Genomic DNA, 22991 nt, shown 5'->3' with positions numbered 1-22991 from the left:
TTGAGCACCGGTATACGATGCTCTGTTTGTCATGCGATTTTCAAGGTACAACGATATCTGAAATGCGTTCCCGCAATTCATTCATAAAATCTTCATTTCAGACTTGACTTTTAATAGTTAGTCTTTCCGGATATCTTTATTGTAGTCCCGGGATGAAAAAGTGTCTAATGCTTATATTCAATTGTCATATATGCCTTGAAGGTATTCATTGCCAGACAATAAAAGCATTGGACACTGAGGAAAAACGGGGTTTACAATATAAGAAGAAACAGAAGACATACAGTTCATAAGGAGGGAAATATAATATGAAGGCAAAAGTATATTTTACACGGGAGATCACTCCGGAGAAAGTTGTTGAGATGTACGATGCGATGGGAGTGGAGCTTCCGGGGAAGGTGGCTGTGAAGGTCCATTCCGGGGAGAAAGGAAACCAGAATTTCCTGAGACCGGAATTCTGGCGGCCCATGGTGGACAAAGTGCAGGGAACCATTGTGGAGTGCAACACGGCCTACGGCGATGCCACCACCGGCGTGCGTGACAATACGCCCGAACATCTTAAGCTGATCGAGGAACACGGATGGACGAAGTATTTTGATGTGGACCTTATGGACGCGGAAGGACCGGACGTGACCTGGCCCATCCCGGATGGAAAGATCCTGAAGGAGAACAAGCTGGGAAAACATATTGAAAACTACGACTCCATGCTGGTGCTGGCTCACTTCAAGGGACATCCCATGGGCGGGTACGGCGGAGCTCTCAAGCAGCTTGCCATTGGCTGCGCATCCAGGGCAGGCAAGGCGCTGATCCACTCTGCGGGAAAGACAGATGACAGGTTTGAGACATGGCAGCAGCACGCGGACAGCGTGGCCTTCCCGGAGGCCATGGCGGACGCGGCTTCCAGTGTGACGGAGCATTTTAAAGGAAAGATCGCCTTCATCAATGTCATGAAGAACCTTTCCGTGGACTGCGACTGCTGTGCGGTGGCGGAGGATCCGTGTATGAAGGACATCGGTATTCTGGCATCCACAGACCCGGTGGCTATTGATCAGGCCTGCATGGATCTTGTTATGAACTCGGATGATCCGGGAAAAGATCATTTTATGGAGAGGGTGAACAGCCGGAACGGGATCCACACCATCGAGGCGGCTGCGGATCTGGGTGTAGGCTCACGGGAGTATGAGCTGATCGAGATTTAAACAGCAATTCTGCCTTTTTTCTGCTTAAAGAGCCGGTGCGGCAGTAAAGAGCCCCTACCGCCGGGTTGGGACTGGATAACTGACAGGAACTTCTTATTTGAGCGCAGTACATTTATAATCAGAATAAAAAGATGTACAGGAGCTGAATGATTTATGAAGAAAGTATGGACTTCTCGCCTTCTGATCCTGTCGGCCGCCTTTCTTCTGACAGCCTGCGCAGACGGCTGGCCGCCTCCAGGGATCACCGGGCTTTCTGCGGGTTTTCCATGGGTTCGGTGACCACCTGGCACACCTTTGAGTACTGTCTGGATTACTTCAGATATTTTATGCCTTCCAGCGGCAGCCTTACGACTGACGGGGACTATATGGCTTCCATTGTCCGGGAGTCCGGGCATGACTGGGATGATTTCTTCATCTTTGCCGCATCGGGGACAGAGGATTTTGCCTATTCTTCTTTCCGAAGGCAGATCCAGGCCATGGAGGATGTGGAGGACGTGTTCCGCACTGCAGACAACGAGGCGGAGGGAAACCTCTGGTTTCTTGTGCAGGAGGGCGGCAGCGGCGATTCCTGGAAATACTGATAAAAGTGAAAAAAAGCCCGGGCGGGACATTGCATCCCTGCCCGGGCTTTTCCGTATGTTCCTTAGAATATGTGGTAATTGACAACAAGGGCTGCAAACACGATGGAAACCATGGACAGCAGCTTGATGAGGATGTTGATGGAGGGACCGGATGTATCCTTGAAAGGATCCCCCACAGTATCTCCCACCACAGCGGCCTTGTGCTGCTCGCTTCCCTTGCCGCCGTGCTTTCCGCTTTCAATGTATTTCTTGGCATTGTCCCACGCGCCTCCTGCGTTTGCCATGAAGATGGCCATGAGGAAACCGGTGGCAGTGGAGCCGGTGAGAAGGCCGATGACGCCGTTGTAGCCCAGGATCAGGCCGGTCACAACAGGAGTCACGATAGCCAGCAGAGTGGGAAGAATCATCTCATGCAGGCTGGCCTTTGTGCAGATGTCCACGCATCTTGCGTAATCTGCCTCGGCTTTCCCTTCCATAAGGCCTTTGATCTCCCTGAACTGGCGGCGCACTTCCACCACGATGCTCTGGGCTGCCCGGCCCACAGAGGACATGGTCAGGGCTGCAAAGACAAAGGGCAGGCAGGCGCCGATGAAGATGCCCACAAGGACGGTGGGGTTCATGACGCTCATGTCCAGAACCACGTCACTGCCGCCCACTTCCTGGACTTTCTCCACATAGGAGGCGATCAGGGCCAGAGCGGTGAGGGCTGCGCTGCCGATGGCAAATCCCTTGCCTGTGGCAGCTGTGGTGTTGCCAAGGGAGTCCAGGGCATCCGTGCGCTGGCGCACCGTCTCTTCCAGACCCGCCATCTCCGCGATACCGCCGGCGTTGTCGGCGATGGGACCGTAGGCGTCAGTGGCCAGGGTGATGCCCAGAGTGGAGAGCATGCCCACAGCCGCCAGAGCGATGCCGTAGAGACCTCTGGTGGACTCGATGAAGCCGCCGGAGAAGGCGTAAGCAGCCATGACGCACACGGCGATGATGATGATGGGAACGGCTGTGGACAGCATGCCCAGGCTCAAGCCCCCGATGATGATGGTGGCGGAGCCGGTCTCGGATTTGTCTGCCAGGTTCTGGGTCGGTTTATATGTATCCGATGTGAAGTATTCCGTAAAAAAGCCGATCAGCACTCCTGCCAGCAGACCGCCCAGGATGGCAAAGTAAAATCCGATAAAGTCTTTTCCCAGAATGAACCATACAAGGGGGAAGGAGACAACGGCTATGATGAGAGCGCTTGTGTTGGTTCCCCGGCGGAGAGCCTTCAGAAGAGTGCTCTGGTCTGTGTTTTCACCTGTCTTTACAAGCATGGAGCCGATGATGGATGCCAGCACGCCGATGGCGGCCAGGATCATGGGGATCACCACCGCGTTGACGCGGTCCACGGACTCGATCTTATTGAAGGCAATGACGCCCAGGGAGCAGGCGGAGAGGATGGAGCCCACGTAGGACTCGTAGAGATCGGCGCCCATACCGGCCACGTCGCCTACATTGTCCCCCACATTGTCCGCAATGACAGCCGGATTTCTGGGATCGTCCTCGGGGATGCCGGCCTCCACTTTTCCTACAAGGTCAGCTCCCACATCGGCAGCTTTCGTGTAGATGCCGCCGCCCACACGGGCGAAGAGAGCCATGGAGGAAGCGCCCATACCGAAGGTCAGCATGGTGCTTGTGATATCTTCCAGCGGGAGCTTAAAGACTAACCGGAGAAGGAGGTACCAGATGGAGATATCCAGAAGTCCCAGCCCCACCACTGTGAAGCCCATGACTGATCCGGCCGAAAATGCCACGTTCAGCCCTTTGTTCAGGCTGTTCTGGCAGGCGGCTGCCGTGCGGGCATTTGCCTTTGTGGCGATCTGCATGCCCACAAATCCGGAGAGGCCGGAAAAAAATCCTCCTGTCACAAACGCAAAGGGGACGAACCATGTCAGAAGCCCCAGAAGTGCCATGACGAAGAGGATGACGAACATGACCACGAAAAAGCTCACCAGGATCTTGTACTGGCGCCTTAAGTAGGCCATAGCCCCGTTGTGGATGGACGCGGAGATCTTTTTCATCTGCTCAGTGCCGCCGGGAAAGCTGAGGACTTTTTTTGCCCGGCTTGCCGCAAAGAGAAGAGCAATGACAGATCCGCAGAGTGTCAGTAGTGCCAATTGATTGTCCATATAATCTTTCCTCCATTCCTTAATGTGTTGAAAAAATAACGATTTGAGACTAATTATAGCACTTGTGTTGAGAAATACTACTATTTTTCAGTAAATAAATTGTGAACTTTTTGAATGATTTGTTAATATGATAAAATGCCTGGAAAAACCAGGCATTTTATCACTTTATATCATAGGATCCGTCGCCCTTACAGTGGATGCGGCACCGGAAAAATTCCTCCATGGCTCGTATCATATAGTCTGTATCTGCAGCGCCCGCAGTCTCGAAAGGAGAGTGCATGGCAAGCTGGGGCAGACCGATGTCCACTGTGTTTACCGGCACCTGGGAAGCGGAGATGTTCCCCAGGGTGGAGCCTCCCGCCATGTCGGACCGATTCAGAAAAGTCTGGAAGGGCACCTGCGCGCGGCGGCAGATGGTCTTGAAAACAGCGGCAGACACGGCGTCGGTGGTGTACCGTTGGTTCCCATTGTACTTGATGACAATGCCCTTGTTTATAGAAGGGCGGTTCACTGCATCCGCCTTCTCCGGCTGATTGGGGTGCACTGCGTGGGCATTGTCAGCGGACAGCATGAAGCTGGAGGCCAACATGGTGAGATAGTCCTCTCTTGACTTGCCAAGACAGAGACAGATCCGCTGAAGTGTATCTTTCAGAAAGGTGGATGCGGCTCCCTGCTTTGTGACGCTGCCCACTTCCTCGTTGTCCAGCACACAGTGGACGGGGATGGAAGAGGGTTCCGGGATATCCACCTGACTGCTGTCCTTTCCTGTATGTACAAAAGCGGTCAGGGAGGAGAAGGCGCACTGCAGATCGTCCAGTCTGGGGCTTGAGATGTATTCCTCTCCGGCCCCCCACAGAGTGCCCGGCATGCGGCAGTAGAGGAAAAGGTCGTGCCCAGCAATGTGCTCCGGATCCTCCCCGGCAGCCTCCGCCACACAGCGAAGGAACGTGTCTCTGCGGGAAATGTCTCCGTAGAGAGGCAGCATATCCTTCTGCGGATCAGGCTTAAATCCGTTATTGGCCTCCCGATTCATATGGATGGCCAGGCTGGGGATGAGGAGAAGATCCCGGTCCACGTTCACCAGCTTTGTCCGGAGCTGCCCGTCTTTTTCCACCAGGATGCGCCCGGCCACGGAGAGGGGGCGGTCCATCCAGGGCCCCATCAGCATGCCGCCGTATTTTTCCACATTCAGCCGGACATAGAGGCCGGCTGAGGGAAGCTCCGGAAGTTCCTTTATCTTAAAGGAGGGGGAGTCGCCGTGGCTGGCGGCGATGTGGAAACTGGCCGCAGGTTCCGCGGGAATGCGGAAGGCGATCAGGGAGGAGAGGTTCCGGGTGACGAAATATTTTCCGCCGGGAACCAGTTTCCAGGGGGTACTCTCCTCAAGACGTACATACCCCTCGCTTTGCAGGACGGATCCCATGGTGTCCACCGCATGGTAGCTGGTGGGAGAATCCTGGATAAATGAAAAGAGATTCTGGATCGTTGACTGCAAGACACATCCCTCCTTATCTGAGTTTCTGTATAAAAGTCATCAGATCCTCAAAGTTTCCCTGAGGATATCCGGACAGATCTTTTCCTTCTTTGTTGATCAGGCAGTCTGTGAGGAGAAAGACCTTCATTCCAAGTGTCTCTGTGACCATGTCCTCTGACACATCATTTCCCACCATCAGGCACTCCTCTGCACGGAGGCCGCAGTGGGCGAGGATGTCCCTGTAGTAGTCCGGGTTGGGCTTGCAGTGTACGGAATTTTCGTAGGTGGTATAGTATTCAAAATCCTCCGGTGAGACGCCGGCCCACCGCATCCGGCTCTCTGTGGCGATGGAAGGGAAGAGCGGGTTGGTGGCAAGGATCCTGCGAAGTCCGAGCTCACGGCAGAGGGCCACGGCCTGGGCGGCCAGGGGATTGAAGCCGCACACTTGCCTGGCCTCCTGGAATTCCACCTCATAGAATTCCTGGAAGACAGGGATGTCCCTCAGGGCCTTCTCACCGTAGATACCGCTGAAAAAGTTCCAGAATACCTCTTCGTTGGTAGATTTCCCGCTGTTCTGTACCATGGCGGCTGTGCCTCCCCACACGGCTTTGATGAGACCATCGGGGTCATAGCCGCGGGGCGCCATTTTCTCCGCCAGTTTCCCGAAATATGATTTTACAAACAGATCCTGGTCCATGGGCAGCAGTGTCCCGTCCAGGTCAAATAAAACAGTTGTGATCTTTTCCATATGAATATTCTCCTGTCCAAGTAAAATGCAGGGTGAGTGGCATGATCTGCTCTGTGTGCAGCCTGCTCCCGGCCCTGCGGCGACAGATAAAGTATAGAATGAAAAAACAGTGATTGTCAACTACTCTGTTTTCTCCTATAATAGATAGTAAAATTAAAAACAAAAGAGGAATTTGGTATGAATTTTTTAGAGGAACGCATTGTAAAAGACGGAATTATCACAGAGGGGAATGTGTTGAAGGTAGACAGCTTTTTAAATCATCAGATGGATATCCAGCTGTTCGATCAGATTGGTGCGGAGTTCAAGCGTCGGTTTGAGGAAAAGCCGATCAACAAGATCCTTACCATTGAGGCCTCCGGCATCGGGATTGCCTGTGTGGCTGCCCAGCATTTCAAAGTGCCTGTTGTATTTGCCAAGAAGACACAGAGCATCAACCTCGAAGGCGAGATGTATGTGGCGGAGGTGGAGTCCTTTACCCACCGCTGTAAGAATCAGGTTATCGTGTCCCAGAAGTTTCTCAGTGAGGACGACCATGTGCTGATCATAGATGATTTCCTGGCCAACGGCTGTGCCCTCCAGGGGCTGATTCAGATCGTCCAGTCGGCGGGAGCCACTGTGGAGGGGATCGGCATCGTCATTGAGAAAGGCTTCCAGGCCGGCGGCAGCATCATAAGAAACCTGGGATACCAGCTGGAGTCCCTGGCTATTGTGGACGCCATGGATGAGAAGACCGGAACTTTTGTTTTCCGGGAGCAGAAAGAGAAATAGACGAAAAGGAGCAGGACAGAAATATGAACACAGCAGTGCAGCTGGAACAGCAGCTTATGAGCATACACAGGAAGAGTTATCCGGCTTACAAGAGCCTGGCCGGTAGCTGGCAGTTTCCCGGCTTTATCCTCCACATCGACCATGTCCAGGGAGATCCTTTTGCAGCGCCCTCCAAGGTGAGTGTAGAAGTGTCCCAGAAGACAGCGGCCTTCCCGGAGGAGCTTTTTGACAGAAAGGACAAAAGGATCGCTCTGCAGGACCATCTTACCAGGGAGTTTTCCCGACAGGTCTCCGAGTACATGTTTCAGGCAAAGGGATCTGGAAAAAGTGGTCTGATCAGCATCAGCAGGTGCGGACAGGAGGTGCTGGAGCGCACGGCTCTGGAGATGAATGATAAGAGGATCCTGGTGCGTTTTGAAGTGGGCTTTCCGGCCAACGGGCGGACCATCAATGCGCCTGAACTGAAGAAGATCCTGTTTGACTACGTGCCTCAGTGTGTCAAGAGGGCGCTGTACTACAGGAATCTGAACGCAAAAGTGCTCCAGGAGGTGGCAGATCTGGCGGAGGACCAGACCTTTATCCGTGAGGAGCTGAGGAAGCGTGAGCTGGCAGCCTTTGTGGCAAACGGTTCTGTCCTGCCACGGCAGAGCGGCGTCTCGGACAAGCCCATGAAGGGTGCGGTGGTGTTTGAAAGTCCCAGGAGCATGGAAGTGGAGTTAATGCTCCCCCATAAAGGCGCCCTGAAGGGGATGGCGGTCCCCAGAGGCATCACCCTCATCGTGGGCGGAGGATACCACGGCAAATCCACGCTGCTAAAAGCCCTGGAGCTGGGCGTCTATAATCATATTAAAGGAGATGGAAGGGAATATGTTATTACAGATGATACAGCCATGAAGATCCGGGCGGAGGACGGAAGGGCTGTGGCCCATGTGGATATCTCGCCCTTTATCAATCATCTGCCAAATGGGAAGGACACGGTGGACTTTTCCACAGAGGATGCCAGCGGTTCTACCTCCCAGGCTGCCAATGTGGTGGAGGCTGTGGAGGCGGGAGCGGAGGCTCTCCTCATTGATGAGGATACCTCTGCCACCAATTTCATGGTGAGGGATGCTCTCATGCAGTCTGTGATCGCCAGGGAGCAGGAACCCATCACTCCCTTTATCGAACAGGCCAGAAAGCTCTATGAGGAGAAGGGCGTCTCGGTCATCCTGGTGGCGGGAAGCTCGGGAGCCTACTTCTACATTGCGGACAAGATTATTCAGATGGACACCTACCGGGCGTATGACATCACGGACCAGGTGAAGGAGATCTGCAGCAGGAACAAGGAGGAGATGGAGTTTGTGGCAGCCCACCGGAAGGAGTCCGAGGGGATCGCCAGATGGGGTGTCATGTCCCGGCATCCGCGACTTGGGAAGATCGACAAAAAGCATGGACAGATCAAGGTAAAACAGTACGGGAAAGACAGTTTCTCCATAGGAAAAGACACAGTGGAGCTCAAATATGTGGAGCAGATCACGGACAGCGAGCAGACCACTACCCTCAGTTACGTGCTGAAAAATGTCATCGAGGAGATGGAGACAAAAAAGAACGCCAGCCTTGAGGAGCTGGCGGAGAAGATCTGGAGAGAGATAGAGACCAGGGGGCTTGCCTGCCTGGTGAAAGGATCATACATCCCCTCTTCCCTGGCTATGACAAGGAAGCAGGAGATATATGCGTGTCTGAATCGTTACAGAGGGTTTCGCTAGGAGCCAGCATGGACAGGTACTTTTCGTAATTGACGCCGTCATTGCGAGGTACCTGTTCTTTTATGGAGTCAGAAAGGGCCAGGCTGATAAATTCGCCGGCCAGCCGCACCGAGTCCGCCACAGTGTCTCCCCTGGCCATGCCGGCTGCGATGCAGGCGGCGAAGAGATCGCCGGTGCCGGAGTAGCTGCCGCCGATGCAGGGGAAGGGGATCAGGGTGTGATCGTTGGCGGTGACATCCAGATTTCCCATCATGGGGATCCCGTTTTCGTCCGTGTAGTGGATGCCGGTGATGAGCACTTCCCGAAGCCTTCCGTGGAGGAGGGAGCGGGCCAGCTCGCTGATCACCTCCATGAGAAGGGGGATGTTCCTGACAGCTCCCAGCTCCTCGTAGTCTGCCCCTGTGAGGAGACACAGCTCTGTCAGGTTGGGGGTGATGATGTCCGCTTTCCGGCAAAGCTCCCTCATTTTTTCCAGGAGGCCCTCCGTGAAGAGGCCGTGGGGTTTTCCATCCCCGCCAAGGACCGGGTCTACAAGAAGGAAGGTGTCTTCCTTCAGGAAGCTGTCCAGAAACATCTGGATCTGCTTTACCTGCCTTTCGTCTGCCAGGAAACCGGTGCAGATCCCGTCGAAATGGACATCCATTTTCTCCCACTCTGAGCGGATGAGGGGCATCTTGTCTGTATAGCTGTCACAGTAGTAGTGAGGATAGCCGGTCTGCCCGCTTAAGATCGCTGTGGGCAGGGGACAGGGCTGTACTCCCATGACAGAGATGACGGAGATGGCGGCTGTGAGAGAGCAGCGGCCAAATCCGGAGAGGTCGTTGATAACGGCTATTTTTTTTGTCATTTTTTTCAATCCTTTCCGTTTTATGGGGCATGTACCATATGTCAAGCTACTCTATTGTATACCTGCACATGAGGGCAAGTCAAACGAAAACAGTATAAAAAGACCAGAGTGAAAACACTCTGGCCGGAGGGGGAAATTATGAAAAAGAAAATTGAATAAAGGTTTTGTTCCTTTGTTCGATTATTACTATACAGAGAAAATGTGATAAAAATGTGACTGTGATATTAAATATATGTGAAATGAAAAGCTGAAGAATATAAAAAACGAGTTCCCTTGCAGGAACTCGTCATTCAACGTGGGCAAGAGGATTCGAACCCCCGACCTTCTGGTCCGTAGCCAGACGCTCTATCCAGCTGAGCTATGCCCACATTTGCTGCGTATCTCTCACAGCAAAAATTATTATATTATACTTTGGCAGGACTGTCAAGAAAAAAATAAAAAAACTTAACTGTCCGCTGCAAACTGGCTGTAGTACAGGTCTGCGTAGAAACCCTGCTTTGCCAAAAGCTCCTGATGGGTGCCCTGCTCGATGATGCGTCCCTTGTTCATAACCAGGATCACATCCGCCGTCTGGATCGTAGAGAGGCGGTGGGCCACCACAAAGCTGGTGCGGCCCCGCATCAGCGTCTCAAAGGCCCGCTGGATGCGGATCTCTGTCATGGTGTCTATGGAAGAGGTGGCCTCGTCCAGGATCAGCATAGGAGGCAGGCAGAGCATGATCCTGGCAATGCACAGAAGCTGCTTCTGCCCTTGAGACAAGTTGCCGCCGCCCTCGGTGATGATGGTGTCATATCCCTCCGGCATACGCATGATAAAGCTGTGGGCGTGGGCCTTCCTGGCTGCCTCGATGATCTCTTCCAGGCTGGCGCCGGGCCGGCCGTAGGCGATGTTGTCCCGGATGGATGCGGATTTCAGCCAGGTCTCCTGGAGGACCATGCCGTAGCTGGTGCGAAGAGAGTGGCGGGTAATCTGGCGGATGTCGTGGCCGTCCACCTGAATGGAGCCCTTCTGCACATCGTAGAACCGCATAAGCAGGTTGATGAGGGTGGTCTTTCCGCAGCCTGTGGGCCCCACGATGGCGATCCGCTGCCCCGGCTTTACGGAGAGATTCAGATCCTGGATCAGGGGCACGCCCGGCGTGTAGGAGAAATCCACATCCTTCAGGAGAATGCGTCCCTCCGGCTCTGTCAGCACCACTGCGTCTGCAGGTTCCGCCGGAGCAGTCGGCTCGTCTATGAGCTCGAAAACCCGGGCGGCGGAGGCGATGGAGTTCTGGAACTCGGTCAGCACGCCGGTGATGTCATTGAACGGTTTGGTGTACTGGTTTGTGTAGCTCAAAAAGCTGGAGAGCTGTCCCACAGTGAGCATGCCCCCCATGACAGAAAAACACCCCGCAATGGCTACGCCTGCGTAGATGGCCGAGTACATGAAGCGGGTGGCGGGGTTGGTGATGGAGGAGAAGAAGGTGGCCTTCAGCGAGTACTCGGAGAGCCTTTTGTTGATCTCATCAAACTCTTTATTTGCCTCGTCCTGGTGGCCGAAGGCCTGGACCACCTTGATGCCCCCCAGCATCTCGTTGGTGAAACCGGTCAGTTCGCCCCGGGTTTCAGACTGCTTTTTGAACATGGTGAAGGATTTCTTTGAGATGAAATCTGCCACCAGAAAGGACATGGGGCTTAAGACGACAACCACCAGGGTGATCCATGGATTGATGCCCAGCATGAAAAGGATCGTTCCCACAATGGTGGCCACGCCTGTAAAGAGCTGGGTAAAGCCAAGGAGCAGGCCATCCGAGAATTGATCAATATCTGTGATGACACGGCTTAATAGATCGCCCGAGGAGTGCCGGTCTACATAGGACAGAGGCAGCTCCTGCAGATGGTTGAAGGCCTGAACGCGAAGGTCGCGGACAATGCGGTAGGTGATCTTGTTATTGATGTGGTTCATGATCCACTGGGCTGCGGCGGTGACAGCAATGGAGAGGAGGATCCCTGTGATCACGGCCATAAGTCCCGCGAAATCTACCTGCCCCTCCCCCACGATGTAGTCCACGCCCCGGCCGGTGAGGATGGGGATGTAGAGGGTCAGTCCCACGGTCAGTGCCGAGAGCAGGAGAGAGAGGACTACAAGAGCGGTGTAGGGCCGGATGTAGTGGAGGATCCGTCTCAGCGTTTTTTTGTTGTTCTTCTTTTTGTCTGATGTCTCTTTATGCATTTGCAGATGCCTCCTTTCCGGCAGACTGGGATGCGCAGATCTCCTGGTATACATGGTTGGAGGAGAGAAGCTCCTGGTGGGTGCCGTACCCGGCGGGACGCCCGTCATCCATGACAAGGATGTGGTCTGCGCTCTGTATGGCAGATACCCGCTGGGAGATGATGAAGACGGTCATGTTCCCTGTGTTCTCCCGGATGGCTTTGCGGAGCCTTGCGTCGGTGGCAAAGTCGAGGGCCGAGGCGCTGTCGTCCAGAATCAGGATATCCGGCTGCCCCACAAGGGCCCGGGCGATGGTAAGACGCTGCTTCTGCCCGCCGGACAGGTTGCTGCCTCCCTGCTGGATCACAAGGTCAAGCCCCTCCCTTTTGCTGTCCACGAACTCCCTTGCCTGGGCCGTGTCCAGCGCCCGGTAGATCTCCTCATCTGTGGCATCCCGTTTGCCCCACTGCATGTTTTTGCGGAGGGAACCGGAAAAAACAGTGGCCTTCTGGGGCACGATGCTTACCCGCTTCCGGATGGAGGAGGGCTTAAGGGACTGCACATCCTGTCCGAAAAGCCGGATGGTGCCGGAGGTGCAGTCGTAGAACCGGGGGATCAGGCTTGCCAGAGTGGATTTGCCTGAACCGGTTCCCCCGATGATGCCGATTGTCTCTCCGGGCATGGCGGAAAAACTGATGCCGTGGAGTGTCTCCTCTCGGGCCCCGGCATAGGTGAAGCCCACATTTTCAAAGGAAACAGCAGGCTGTCCCTCTTTGGCAGGGGAGAGTAAGGGGGCCTCCCCCTCGTCGGAAATGGAGGGCTCCACATCGAAGATGGCGCCTACCCGGGCGAGACTGGCGAGAGCACGGGATAAAAGTATGATGAGGTTGGCCAGCTTCACAAGCTCTGTCAGGATCTGGGACATGTAGTTGATGAGGGCGATGACCTGCCCCTGTGTCAGATCCCCTGCATCCACCTGCCGTCCCCCAAAATAGAGGACTGCGATGATCCCCAGGTTGATGATGACGTAGGTGAGAGGATTCAAAAGAGCAGAGATCTTCCCCACAAAGAGCTGTTTTTTGTACAGCCCGCACGTCTCCTGGCTGAACCGTTCTTTTTCCTCCTCCTGCCTTGCAAAGGCCCGGACAACCCGGATACCAAGGAGATTTTCGCGGGTCAGAAGGAGAACCCTGTCAAGCTGCCTCTGGACTTTCTTGTAGAGGGGCATGCTGACAAGGAGGATGGTGAAAACAACCACAAGAAGCACAGGGATAGTGACGGCAAAGGGAAGGGCCGCATGGACATCCACGGTGAAGGCCATGACCATGGCGCCCAGAACCACAAAGGGGGAGCGCAGGAACAGCCGGAGGAACATGTTTATTCCATTCTGCACCTGATTGACGTCATTGGTCATCCGGTTGATGAGGGTGGAGGTGCCGATGGTGTCGATCTCCTGGTAGGAGAAGGTGCCAATGTGGGCAAACAGGTCGCTGCGCATGGTCATCCCGGCACTGACAGCGGACTTGGCCGCAAAGTACTGGGCAGTCAGGGAGAAGGAAAAACCCACGATGCCCAGGAGGATGAGGAGAGCCCCCATCTTCCAGAGGTAGGGGACATCGTTTCCTGCAATCCCCACATCGATCATCTGGGCCACGACCAGAGGGACAAAGAGTTCAAAGGTCGCCTCCAGCATCTTGAAGAGAGGGGCCATGACGGTGATAAAAGGATGGGGCTTTAAATAACTGAGTAGACGCTTCATTGTTGTGATCCTTTCTCTGTTGGTATCAGTCTGCTTTTCTGCATGTTTCTTTCAGTTCTTCGTACATTTTTTCAGAGACAGGGGCAGCTGTGCCGAGCCGCCGGGCTTCCCGGACGATATAGCCGCTGAATGTTTCAAGCTCTGTGGGCCGGCCGGCATTGACGTCCCGCTGCAGGGAGCTGGTGGCATCATACTGGAGTTCGTAGTGGAAGCGGTGAAGGATAGCATCCCGGTGCGCCTTTGTGACGTGGATGCCTTTGGCCAGAGCCACATGCCAGGCCTCGTCCACGAGAGCCTCGTAGATAGCGGCTTTTTGTGGATCATCCCGGAGCTGGCCGATGGAATTGTTGTAGAGGGCTGTCTCTACATTGTAAGCGCAGTTTAATATGTATTTTTTCCAGATCTCTGCCTGGATATCCCGGGAGGCAGTGCAGTCCACGCCGGCTCCGCCTAAGAGATCTGTCACATCACAGCATTTCTTCCAGTCGGCAGGATCCGCATCCTGGATGCCCACATAGAGGTTGGCAAACTTATCCTGCTGGGTGACAGAGTAGTCGGCATTGGCAAAAGCCACGATGTAGATGAGGGAGTCAATGACAGTGGCCCGGGGCAGATACTCCCGCACCCGGTCGCCGGGATCAGCCCCGTTCATGACCGGGACGATGACCGTATCTTCAGACACACAGCCGGCCAGGGAGCGGCAGGCCTCCTCAAGAGAGTAGTTCTTCACACAGATAAAAATGTAGTCCTGGGTTTCCAGATCCGCCGCTGTCTCCACTACATTTTCCGGGTGAACGGTGCGCTCGCCCCGGTAGTCACTGTGGAGGATAAGCCCGTTCTCCCGAATAGATTTTCCCCGTTCTCCCCTGGCCACAAAGGTGACGTGGGGGTAGGCGTCCGCCAGCAGGGCTCCCACGTAGCCGCCTACGCCGCCCAGCCCCAGGACTGTGATCTTCTTGTCGTCTGATGCTCTCATAGGTACATGCCTTCTTTCCCGTTTTTTCTTTATTAAAATGAAAGTCCGAAAGCGCCGCCGCGCCTTCTGCCTGCATTTACATACGCATGAATTATAACACAGGCAGGGGCCGGCGGGGAATATTTTTTGGAAGGGGGAAAAGAGCGCTTGCAATTCCGGGCGGCTTGCCATATACTATATGTAATCCTTTCGGGCCATTCCGGCCTGGAAAAGCATTCTGTATGAAATCTGATCGTATCTGACTGTCAGAAACATCTTTCAGAAATCCAAAAGAAACCAGGTCAACCAATTAAAAAGAGAAACGCTCCCTGGCAGTTGGCAGAAGGCGGGAGATACAGGGGATAAAAACTGTCTTGTTTTTCCTGAGTTATGTTGATACAATGGCACTGTAGATATGTCCCGGAATGTGCTCCCGGCAACCCTGCCTGTCAGGAGAAGCTGTGAAAGGAGGAGCAATGGGGGACGCAAACAACAGAATACGGAACACGAAGCCAAAAGACAGCAGTGCAAAGCTGATCTTTGACGACCATGTCCTGTGTGCACAGTTCCTGCAGGACTATGTAGACGTGGGGATACTAAGAAATGTGGAGCCGGAGGATATTGAGGACATCTCGGAAAGATTTCCGCTATCCACCTATTCTCCCGGTAGTCTTTTATGATGGCTCCGGTGGATGGACGGCGTCCGCTGATTTTAAGGAGAGAGTGTATCTGGGTGATGTGCTTGGAGAATATATCCCGTCATTTCGCTATATGGTGGTGCGCCTGTCGGGATACTCGAACCAGGAACTGCTGGACAAGAGAAATGAGCTGTCGCTGATCATGCTGGTGGACAAGCTGCGGAGCGCAGCGGATTTCCAGACTCTCAAAGATATCCCGGAGGAATACTTTGAGGATATCAGCCAGAAAGCGCCTGAGACTGTCTTAAAACTGATCGGGAAGATCATTTCTGTCCTTTTGCTGCGGCTGAATGTTCCAAAAGGAGAGGTGGAGGAATTCACCGATCGTATTGAGCGGAGGGAGTTTCATATGCTATTTGAAAATTTTGAGGCATACGATGTGCAGGAGACCCGGAGAGTCAGCAAGGCAGAGGGAAAAGCAGAGGATGTGCTAGAGCTTCTGGAAGAGCTCGGCCCTGTGCCGGAAAAGGTCAGGGAGCAGATCATGAAAGAACAGGATCTGCCGACTCTCAGCAAATGGCACAAAGCAGCGGCAAAAGCCGGCAGCGTGGAGTGCTTTTTGGAGGAGATGGGGCTGGAGTGATCCACTCTTTTGATCCCGGTGCTGTGGAAGCGGGATAGACCAGGCGGGAAAACTGCCAGATAGACAAAGAGAGATGCCAAATGGACAGTCTGCATTGACGGCTGTCCATTTTTCTTTTACTTTATGCAGATAGATGCCGGGACTCAAGCGCTGCAAGGAGACATATCACCCCCTCTGGAAATCAGTTCTCTTTGCAGACAGCTTCTCCCGGCATCTGGATAATGGAGAGAAGTTTGAAAGAAATAATGACACAGTAAGGAGAAAAAAGGATGGACCTGAAAAGACAGAAGACAGAGCAGGCGGCTGCGGCCCACGGCTTTGTCATAGATACAAGGAGAGAGCTGCCGCAGATAGGGGCTGTTCTCTGGCAGATGCACTTTGCGAAAAACGGCGCCCGGCTTCTGTGGCTGGAGCGAGGGGAGGAGAACAAGACGTTTGCGGCGGCATTCAAGACGCTGCCGTCGGACGATACGGGGGTCTTCCACATATTGGAGCACTCGCTTTTGTGCGGATCCCGGAAATACCCGGTGAGCAAGCCCTTTGTGGAGATGATCAAGAGCTCCCTGCAGACATTTATGAACGCCTTTACCTTCCCGGACAAGACCATGTATCCGGTGAGCAGCCGCAACCAGAAGGATTTCCTCAATCTGATGGACGTGTACCTGGACGCTGTGCTGCACCCGCTCTGTCTGGAGAGGGAGGAGATCTTCCGACAGGAGGGCTGGCACTACGAGCTGGACAGCCCGGAGGGAGAGCTCTCCTGCAACGGCGTAGTCTACAACGAGATGAAGGGGATGTACGCATCGCCTGACACGCTGATCGACAGCGCCCTGAACCGGGCCCTCTTCCCGGACAACTGCTACCAGTTCCAGTCAGGAGGCGATCCTGCCTGCATACCCGCGCTCACCTACGAGGAGTACAGGGCACAGTACCGGAAATACTATCACCCGTCCGGCGCGTGGTTCCTCCTGGACGGGGAGATGGATATAGAGCCGGTGCTGGAAAAGATCGGGCAGGCGCTGTCCGGCTTTGAGCCGCAGCAAGAGGATCATCCCATCCCCCTTCAGAGCCCGGTACACCCAGATGAGACGCGGCTTCCCTATGAGACCGGGGAGGAGGATATCGCAAAGAAGACGATCCTGGCCAAGGGGTGGGTCTACGGGCGCTATGACGAGCCGGAGAAGGACCTGGCCTGCCAGGCTCTCTGCGAGATGCTCTGCGGCTCCAACGAGGCGCCTCTTAAGAAGGCGCTGCTGGAGAGAGGGCTGGCTGAGAACGTGGAATTTTCCAAGGTGGACGGCGTCCAGCAGCCCTTTGCCGTCCTGGTGGTGAGAAATGCTGCCGGAGACCAGGAGCAGGCGATCTGGGACACTGTGCAGAGCGTGCTGGAGAAGCTGGCCGACGGGGGACTGGATCACAGAAGGCTGGAGGCTGTCATCAGTCGGATGGAGTTCCGCTACAGGGAGAAGGAGACAGGAGGTTTCCCACAGGGGCTTGTCAACTGCATGAAAATGCTGGAGAGCTGCCTCTACGGCGGGGACCCGGCCCAGAACCTCTGTCTGTCCGGCGCCTTCCTGCGCCTGCGGGAAGGGATAGAAGGAGGTTATTTTGAGCAGTTTATCCGGGAAAATTTCCTGGAGAACCGGCACTGCGCCCGGCTGGCGCTCGTTCCCTCCAGGGAGCTGGGGGAGAGGAAGAGGAAGGAGGAGGCGGAGCGTCTCCGCAGGATAAAAGGCCGCTGGAGCAGCCAGGAGACGGAGCAGGTCATCCGGGGGCTGGCGGCTCTCAGGACGTTCCAGAGCACGCCGGACCGCCCCGAAGACCTGGCCTCACTGCCTGTGCTGGCCCTCGCGGATATAGAGGAGGAGACGCCGGACATCCCCCGGCAGGTGACAGAGGAGGCGGGAGTCACAGCCCTTTATCATCCTCTGGAGACAGAGGGGATCGCCCACCTTGTCTGGTATTTCTCCGCAGAGGATCTGACAGAGGAGGAGCTGCACCTTCTCTCCTTCCTGCAGACTCTGCTTGGGCAGACAAGGACAGCGCACCTTGACGTCCTGGAGCTTACGGCGGCGCTGGACGGGGAGCTGGGACGTTTCCAGACAAGCGCGGACGTGTTCGCGCAAAGGGGGGAGACAGAAAAGTGTAAGCCCTGCTTTACTGTCCACGTATCGGCCCTGGAGGAAAAGCTGGAGGAGGCAAAGGAACTGACAAAGGAAGTGCTGCTTGACACAGATTTCAGCGACCTTGCCTGCCTGAGAGCCCGCCTGCGCCAGCTCAGGCTGTCCCTGGAACAGCACGTCCTCATGCAGGGCGACAGTTACGCCTCCCTGCGCATTGCCGCCGGGTGCTCGGCGAAAGGGGCGGCCAGGGAAGCGCTGCGGGGCATCAGTATGCTGGACTGGCTGCGGGAGATGGACAGTCGGTTTGAGGAGAGAGGCAGAGAGCTTGCGGCCAGGCTGAAGGAGCTGTGCCAAAGGCTCTTTGTGAGAAGGCGGGCCGTCCTTTCCGTCACAGGGCAGATCCCGGACGAGGAGATCGCAGGGCTGGCCTCCAGCCTGCCTGAGGGGGAGGCCCCGGCGGAGGCGGCCTCCTGGTTCAGGAGAAGGCAGGTGAGGGAGGGCATCCTTGTCCCGGCCCCGGTGGGATTTGCCGGGAAGGGAGGGCACCTTGCCCAGTGCGGCGCCGGATACGGCGGAGCTATGGCAGTGGCGGCCCGCATCCTGTCCTACGGCTATCTGTGGAACACTGTCCGGGTCAAAGGGGGCGCCTACGGCACCCGGCTTGCCATCACGCCCGGCGGGGATGTGGCTTTTACCAGTTTCCGCGACCCTTCCGCCGCCGTCTCCCTGGCCGCATTTGACAAGGCCGGGGCGTCCCTTCGCGAGCTGTGCGCCGGCGGGCCGGAGCTGGTCCCCTATATCATCAGCGCCATCGCGGCCTCAGAGCCCCTTCTTACTGCGAGGCAGAAAGGCATGCAGGCGGCGGAGGACTACATGGAGCAGGTGACCGAGCAGATGCGTCGGGAAGACCGCAGGCAGATCCTTGCCACCACACCGGAGGATCTGGAGAAGGTCAGCCGCCTCCTGGATGAGATCTGCGAAAAAGGAGGCTCGTGCATCGTGGGCGGCCAGGAGATCCTTGCGGCGGCCGGGGATACCCTGCCCTGCAGAAGAAACCTGTAAAACTGCCAAACAGACAGCAAAAACATCCGAATAGACATGTCGTATTGTGCGGAAAAATGGAGACGTGTTAAGATTGTTAAAATTATTTCAGAAGGAATATGAGCAACAAAAAAAGATACAGTCGTCTAAGGAGAGTGGCAGAAGTGGAAAAAGAGGAAAAGGTTCAGGTGCAGGCAGAACAGGAGAAGCAGCCGGATGGACAGAAGAAGAAAATGAAGACAAGGACAAAGGTCATTGCAGGTGTCGCCGTAGCTGCCCTGGCCTGCGGCGTGGGGACAGGGGCGTACCTTATCACCAAGAACGGCGGGATAGAAGAGCTCCTGGAAGACTCGCCCCTGGCCGACCTGGCGGACAAGATCAAGGGAGATGACGTGGACGCCGGGAGCGCAGGAAATCAGGATAAAGACGGAGCCGACGGCGCGTCGGGAGCCGGCGGGGCCTCCGGAACAGACGGAGCTGTACAGCAGACAGGCTATGTGGACAACGGGGGCGCACAGGTGGGAGGCACCAGCGCCAGCAACAGCTACCCCATCAAGATGAGTGATCTTTGTACGTTCTCGGATCCGTCCGGGCTCAGCTTTGACACCAGGTACGTGCTCCATGGAGGCTCCGACTGCATCCCGGCCAAAAGAGCGAATGCGCAGGGGTATAGCTGCAAAGAAGCGTATGTGGTCCTTTATGCGAAGGGGGGCCAGGCGGCAGGCGAATATGTCTGTTACGTCATGAGTAGCGAGGCGGAGGCACAGAGGATGGCTTCGGCCTATGCGGGAGTATATAATGGAGGCGGACAGAGCGCCGGACGCTGGGGGGATGTCGTGTATGTGTACTCATCAGGAGACTACGTGCAGACTTCGATCCGGACATATTACGATCAGGGCGTTATCAAGTCCGAGACTCCGGCAGCTTACCTCGGCATGCAATTCTACTTCGGCGGCATGAGCGAGTACCAGCCGCCGGCATCCTCTGGAAACGGCGGCAATGGCGGGGGAGGCGGAGGAAGTACGCCGGGCGGCTCTACTCCAGGCGGAACCACACCGGGCGGCAACACGCCCGGAGGAAATACACCGGGAGGGGACACTCCGTCAGGCCCGGAAGGACCTGACCAGCCGGATGAGCCGGACGACCCGGATACACCTGATCCCTCCGGGGAGACGAGCGTGGCCGTGACGGATGAGCAGCTTACCGACAAGCTGGAGGAAGCTCTGGCGACGGCGGACAGCACCTTCCCGGTGGAGATCACAGACAAATATACCTTTGAAGATCCGGAAGGATTGGAGTATGATACAAGATATGTGCTCTACGGCGGAGAGGGCAGCGGGGCGGTCACCGCAGCAGGTCAGATCGGAAGTCAGGTCAATGGAGTCTATGAGATCTATTACCTGAAAGATGGGAAACTGGCGGCTGTATACCGGTGCTATGACGCGGCCAGTGCAGATGACGCAGCCCAGATCGAGAGCATGTACGGCGGCATGGGAGAAGTCAAAGTCACAGGCAGGGTGGCCTGTATCAACATGGATCTTGCCATGATGAAGAGCATGATGGAGATGTATGTGCAGATGGGCTACGCGGACGAGGCGACCCCGGAGGCGTATATGGCGGCCATTTGCGAGAACGAGGGCTACCAGTATTTTCGCAATCCCAACCCGGCAGAGGAGCCGGGGGAGCCGTCAGACGGACTGACAGGGACCACGCCGGAGGAGACATTCCCAATAAAGGTTACAGACCAGTATAGCTTTGAAGATCCGAAAGGACTGGCGTATGATAAGAGATACGTATTATATGCCGGAGAGGACAGTGGAGCGGTTACGGCAGCAGGGTATATAGGAAGTACCGTCAATGGGATATACGATATTTATTATCTCGCAGACGGAGAAATCGTGGATGCCTACCGTTGCTATGACGGGGCAAGCGAGACGGATGCGGGACAGATTAGCGCAACCTACAACGGTACCATGGGAGAAGTGGTGACCTATGACAATGCAGCGGTCCTGAAATGGGATTTGTCTATATTGGAGATGATGATCCCGGCCTATTCCCAGGACGGAACAGTGGAAGGATATATGAAAGGCCTGATGGAGACTGATGGCTACCAAGAATTTCAGCAAAGCCAGACAGAGGAGCCAGAAGAACCTCAGCAGCCATCAGGCGGCCTGACAGGCACCACGCCGGAAGAGGCGTTCAGCGTGAAAGTGAGCGACAGCTACACGTACGATGAAGCGCAGGTGCTGCCGCAAGATCTGGTGTATGATACGAGATATGTGATATACGGTGACTCCACTTGCCCGTGGGCAGCGCCGCTTCAGGGATATACAGCGCAGAACTATTATGAGATCATGTACTGTCTGGACGGAAAAGCTGTATATGAAGTGAAGATATACGGCATGGCAGATGAGAGTCAGGCAGTAGATTTAACAGAAGCTATGGGGATGGGAACCCTGGTATCTGGAGACGCCGTCCTGGTTACCAGTGACAGTATACAGGAGACGATCGATATGTATGCGGCTTATCTGGAGGAGCCTACCCCGGAGGCATATCTGAAAGCTCTGTTCCTGGACATGGGCATGACCGAAGTGACGGCGGACACAGGCACAGCCACAGTCTCCTGCGCGTCGTTACCCCAGGCAAAACTGAACCGCCTGCTCTACGAGGCGGAGGGACTGCTGGAGACGGGCGACGCACAGTGGGCGGAGCCGGAGCTCACGCCGGTGATCCCCGTGACGGGCGTTCTGGATCCGGAGGCTGAGAGCGTGGCCCGGGCCGCCGAGGAGGCGGAGGATTTTGATCCGGCAGACGCAGGAGTCGTCGCAGGGGAGACCGGCCAGCAGGAGGGCTTTGACCCGGCGGCAGCCGGAAATGCAGGCCAGGCGGCAGATGGTCAGCAGGCAGACAGTCAGCAGGCGGATGGCCAGAGCGAGGCAGGCCAGAGCGGAGACAGCGGGGCCCAGGCAGAGACATTTGATCCCTCCACGGCGGGCAGCGTGCCGGCAGGAACTGACGGGACGGGAGCAGCAGGAGCGGCGGCCGGGGCCGGCAGTGAGACAGCGGCAGACGGCGGGATGGCCGGAGAGTCCGCCGGGACAGCGCTGGCGGTCGGCAGCACGGCACAGTGGAGCGATGCGGACTTTGACGATGCGGCGGACCGGCTGATATCCGGCAGCACAGCAGCGCCTCAGGAGCTTCTGATCGCCGGGGGACTTGGCTTTGCGGATCCCCAGGATCTGGATTTTGACACGCGGCTTGTGTTCCGGGGAGATGCCCGGAGCGCCCTGGCGGCCCAGGTGGCAGGCCAGCGCCAGATAGCGGTGACCCAGGTGTACGAAATCCTTTACGCGAAGGATGGCCAGGCGGTGGCCCAGTACCGGTGTATCGTGGCGGGAGATCATATCTTCTGCCAGAGGATGAAGCCGGAAAAGCTGGCGGAGCGCATCAGCGCCCTGCCGGCCGGACAGCCGGCCTTTGAGGCCTCCTTGCAGGGATACACAGGATGGATGCAACAGATAGAACAGCTTGAGGAATATAAGGAAGGAGAGGAAACAAGATGAAGAAGAAACTGATCACAGTCCTGCTCTGTCTCACCCTTGGCCTGGCGGCCACAGCCTGCGGCGCCGGCAAAGACAAAGGGAGCTCTGACGCGGGAGACGCGGGGCAGGAGACAACGGTGGACAAGGATTTCAGCCTTGCCATGACGGACACTTATACTTACACAGACCCCCAGGATCTGGACTTTGACCAGCGCTTTGTGCTGAAGGGGGATGAGAGCTGCAAGCTTCTGTCAGATATGAAGAACTTTGGCTATACCGCTACGAATGTATACCAGATCATCTACGCCAAGGACGGGGAGGGCGCGGCGGAATACGACTACTACGTGACGCCGGACGAGGCGTCCGCCCAGGCGCTGGCCCAGTTCTACACCTCCCAGGGGCAGCAGGTGACGCAGGAGGGCAATGTACTCTACTCGGTGATGGACGGCGACACACTCCAGGCGACCATCATTACCCTGTCATCCCAGGGGGCTATGTCCGGTGACACAGTGGAGGACTATGCGGAGATGATGAAGAGCTCTTACGGACTGACAGATTATTAGGCACCTTCCGGAC

Annotated in this window: 16 protein-coding genes and 1 tRNA gene; 9 read left to right on the top strand and 8 right to left on the bottom strand. The window is 55.8% G+C overall.

Annotated features, from left to right (window positions below; translation table 11 throughout):
- Window positions 1-305: 305 nt before the first annotated feature.
- Together INF30_RS10125 and INF30_RS10120 are read left to right on the top strand one after the other, a co-directional pair.
- The gene (locus tag INF30_RS10125) at window positions 306-1196 is read left to right on the top strand and encodes a DUF362 domain-containing protein (RefSeq protein WP_076778440.1); all 891 of its coding nucleotides are present in this window, start codon (window positions 306-308) and stop codon (window positions 1194-1196) included.
- Window positions 1197-1342: 146 nt separating this feature from the next.
- Window positions 1343-1777 (top strand): hypothetical protein, encoded by a 435-nt coding sequence (locus INF30_RS10120; RefSeq protein WP_076778438.1) that lies wholly within the window; start codon window positions 1343-1345, stop codon window positions 1775-1777.
- A gap of 62 nt (window positions 1778-1839) precedes the next feature.
- Here INF30_RS10120 and INF30_RS10115 read toward each other — a convergent pair whose 3' ends face one another.
- The 3 genes from INF30_RS10115 to INF30_RS10105 form a co-directional block, all read right to left on the bottom strand.
- Window positions 1840-3939 carry a sodium-translocating pyrophosphatase gene (locus tag INF30_RS10115; protein ID WP_076778436.1) on the bottom strand — a complete coding sequence of 700 codons (2100 nt, stop codon included), beginning with the start codon at window positions 3937-3939 and terminating at the stop codon, window positions 1840-1842.
- Between the two features lie 160 nt (window positions 3940-4099).
- Window positions 4100-5434, bottom strand: coding sequence for a M18 family aminopeptidase (locus INF30_RS10110; RefSeq protein WP_076778434.1), 1335 nt, complete (start codon window positions 5432-5434; stop codon window positions 4100-4102).
- Between the two features lie 13 nt (window positions 5435-5447).
- Window positions 5448-6161 (bottom strand): HAD family hydrolase, encoded by a 714-nt coding sequence (locus tag INF30_RS10105; RefSeq protein ID WP_076778432.1) that lies wholly within the window; start codon window positions 6159-6161, stop codon window positions 5448-5450.
- Between the two features lie 177 nt (window positions 6162-6338).
- On the opposite strand from INF30_RS10105, the gene INF30_RS10100 reads away from it, so the two are divergent.
- Window positions 6339-6929, top strand: a complete 591-nt coding sequence (locus INF30_RS10100; protein WP_076778430.1) for a xanthine phosphoribosyltransferase — start codon at window positions 6339-6341, stop codon at window positions 6927-6929.
- 23 nt (window positions 6930-6952) lie between these two features.
- The gene (locus tag INF30_RS10095; RefSeq protein WP_076778428.1) at window positions 6953-8674 is read left to right on the top strand and encodes an ABC-ATPase domain-containing protein; all 1722 of its coding nucleotides are present in this window, start codon (window positions 6953-6955) and stop codon (window positions 8672-8674) included.
- Here the strand turns inward: INF30_RS10095 and INF30_RS10090 are convergent.
- The 5 genes from INF30_RS10090 to INF30_RS10070 form a co-directional block, all read right to left on the bottom strand.
- Window positions 8616-9521, bottom strand: coding sequence for a pyridoxamine kinase (locus INF30_RS10090; protein ID WP_076778425.1), 906 nt, complete (start codon window positions 9519-9521; stop codon window positions 8616-8618). The genes INF30_RS10095 and INF30_RS10090 overlap by 59 nt on opposite strands.
- A gap of 294 nt (window positions 9522-9815) precedes the next feature.
- Window positions 9816-9889 (bottom strand) — tRNA-Arg (locus INF30_RS10085).
- 76 nt (window positions 9890-9965) lie between these two features.
- Window positions 9966-11735 (bottom strand): ABC transporter ATP-binding protein, encoded by a 1770-nt coding sequence (locus INF30_RS10080; RefSeq protein ID WP_226395096.1) that lies wholly within the window; start codon window positions 11733-11735, stop codon window positions 9966-9968.
- Window positions 11728-13473: an ABC transporter ATP-binding protein gene (locus tag INF30_RS10075; protein WP_076778421.1), complete on the bottom strand. Its 1746-nt coding sequence runs from the start codon at window positions 13471-13473 to the stop codon at window positions 11728-11730. The genes INF30_RS10080 and INF30_RS10075 overlap by 8 nt, the downstream gene beginning before the upstream one ends.
- A gap of 25 nt (window positions 13474-13498) precedes the next feature.
- Entirely contained in the window at window positions 13499-14449 is a 951-nt protein-coding gene (locus tag INF30_RS10070; RefSeq protein WP_076778419.1) for a ketopantoate reductase family protein, read from the bottom strand.
- A 440-nt stretch (window positions 14450-14889) separates the two neighbouring features.
- On the opposite strand from INF30_RS10070, the gene INF30_RS10065 reads away from it, so the two are divergent.
- From INF30_RS10065 to INF30_RS10045, 5 genes are all read left to right on the top strand, one after another.
- Window positions 14890-15108: a hypothetical protein gene (locus tag INF30_RS10065; RefSeq protein ID WP_226395095.1), complete on the top strand. Its 219-nt coding sequence runs from the start codon at window positions 14890-14892 to the stop codon at window positions 15106-15108.
- The gene (locus INF30_RS10060) at window positions 15032-15709 is read left to right on the top strand and encodes an Rpn family recombination-promoting nuclease/putative transposase (RefSeq protein ID WP_226395094.1); all 678 of its coding nucleotides are present in this window, start codon (window positions 15032-15034) and stop codon (window positions 15707-15709) included. Before INF30_RS10065 ends, INF30_RS10060 begins: the two co-directional genes overlap by 77 nt.
- Window positions 15710-15978: 269 nt before the next feature.
- Window positions 15979-18894: an insulinase family protein gene (locus tag INF30_RS10055; RefSeq protein WP_226395093.1), complete on the top strand. Its 2916-nt coding sequence runs from the start codon at window positions 15979-15981 to the stop codon at window positions 18892-18894.
- A gap of 143 nt (window positions 18895-19037) precedes the next feature.
- Window positions 19038-22436, top strand: a complete 3399-nt coding sequence (locus INF30_RS10050; RefSeq protein ID WP_226395092.1) for a hypothetical protein — start codon at window positions 19038-19040, stop codon at window positions 22434-22436.
- A complete protein-coding gene (locus INF30_RS10045) occupies window positions 22433-22978 on the top strand; it encodes a hypothetical protein (RefSeq protein ID WP_226395091.1) in 546 nt (181 codons plus the stop codon). Before INF30_RS10050 ends, INF30_RS10045 begins: the two co-directional genes overlap by 4 nt.
- Window positions 22979-22991 lie beyond the last annotated feature (13 nt).

The sequence above is a fragment of the Claveliimonas monacensis genome (assembly GCF_014982975.1).
Lineage (GTDB): Bacteria > Bacillota > Clostridia > Lachnospirales > Lachnospiraceae > Claveliimonas > Claveliimonas monacensis.
Note: the sequence above shows the minus strand (reverse complement) of the source record. Positions and strands in the feature narration are given on the sequence as shown.

Bases quoted from the DNA above. Each gene is read 5' to 3' on its own strand.
- INF30_RS10055 (WP_226395093.1), top strand. From the start codon at position 15,979: ATGGACCTGAAAAGACAGAAGACAGAGCAGGCGGCTGCGGCCCACGGC.
- INF30_RS10125 (WP_076778440.1), top strand. From the start codon at position 306: ATGAAGGCAAAAGTATATTTTACACGGGAGATCACTCCGGAGAAAGTT.
- INF30_RS10045 (WP_226395091.1), top strand. From the start codon at position 22,433: ATGAAGAAGAAACTGATCACAGTCCTGCTCTGTCTCACCCTTGGCCTG.
- INF30_RS10080 (WP_226395096.1), bottom strand. From the start codon at position 11,735: ATGCATAAAGAGACATCAGACAAAAAGAAGAACAACAAAAAAACGCTG.
- INF30_RS10090 (WP_076778425.1), bottom strand. From the start codon at position 9,521: ATGACAAAAAAAATAGCCGTTATCAACGACCTCTCCGGATTTGGCCGC.
- INF30_RS10075 (WP_076778421.1), bottom strand. From the start codon at position 13,473: ATGAAGCGTCTACTCAGTTATTTAAAGCCCCATCCTTTTATCACCGTC.
- INF30_RS10115 (WP_076778436.1), bottom strand. From the start codon at position 3,939: ATGGACAATCAATTGGCACTACTGACACTCTGCGGATCTGTCATTGCT.
- INF30_RS10100 (WP_076778430.1), top strand. From the start codon at position 6,339: ATGAATTTTTTAGAGGAACGCATTGTAAAAGACGGAATTATCACAGAG.
- INF30_RS10060 (WP_226395094.1), top strand. From the start codon at position 15,032: ATGTGGAGCCGGAGGATATTGAGGACATCTCGGAAAGATTTCCGCTAT.
- INF30_RS10070 (WP_076778419.1), bottom strand. From the start codon at position 14,449: ATGAGAGCATCAGACGACAAGAAGATCACAGTCCTGGGGCTGGGCGGC.
- INF30_RS10095 (WP_076778428.1), top strand. From the start codon at position 6,953: ATGAACACAGCAGTGCAGCTGGAACAGCAGCTTATGAGCATACACAGG.
- INF30_RS10105 (WP_076778432.1), bottom strand. From the start codon at position 6,161: ATGGAAAAGATCACAACTGTTTTATTTGACCTGGACGGGACACTGCTG.
- INF30_RS10120 (WP_076778438.1), top strand. From the start codon at position 1,343: ATGATTTATGAAGAAAGTATGGACTTCTCGCCTTCTGATCCTGTCGGC.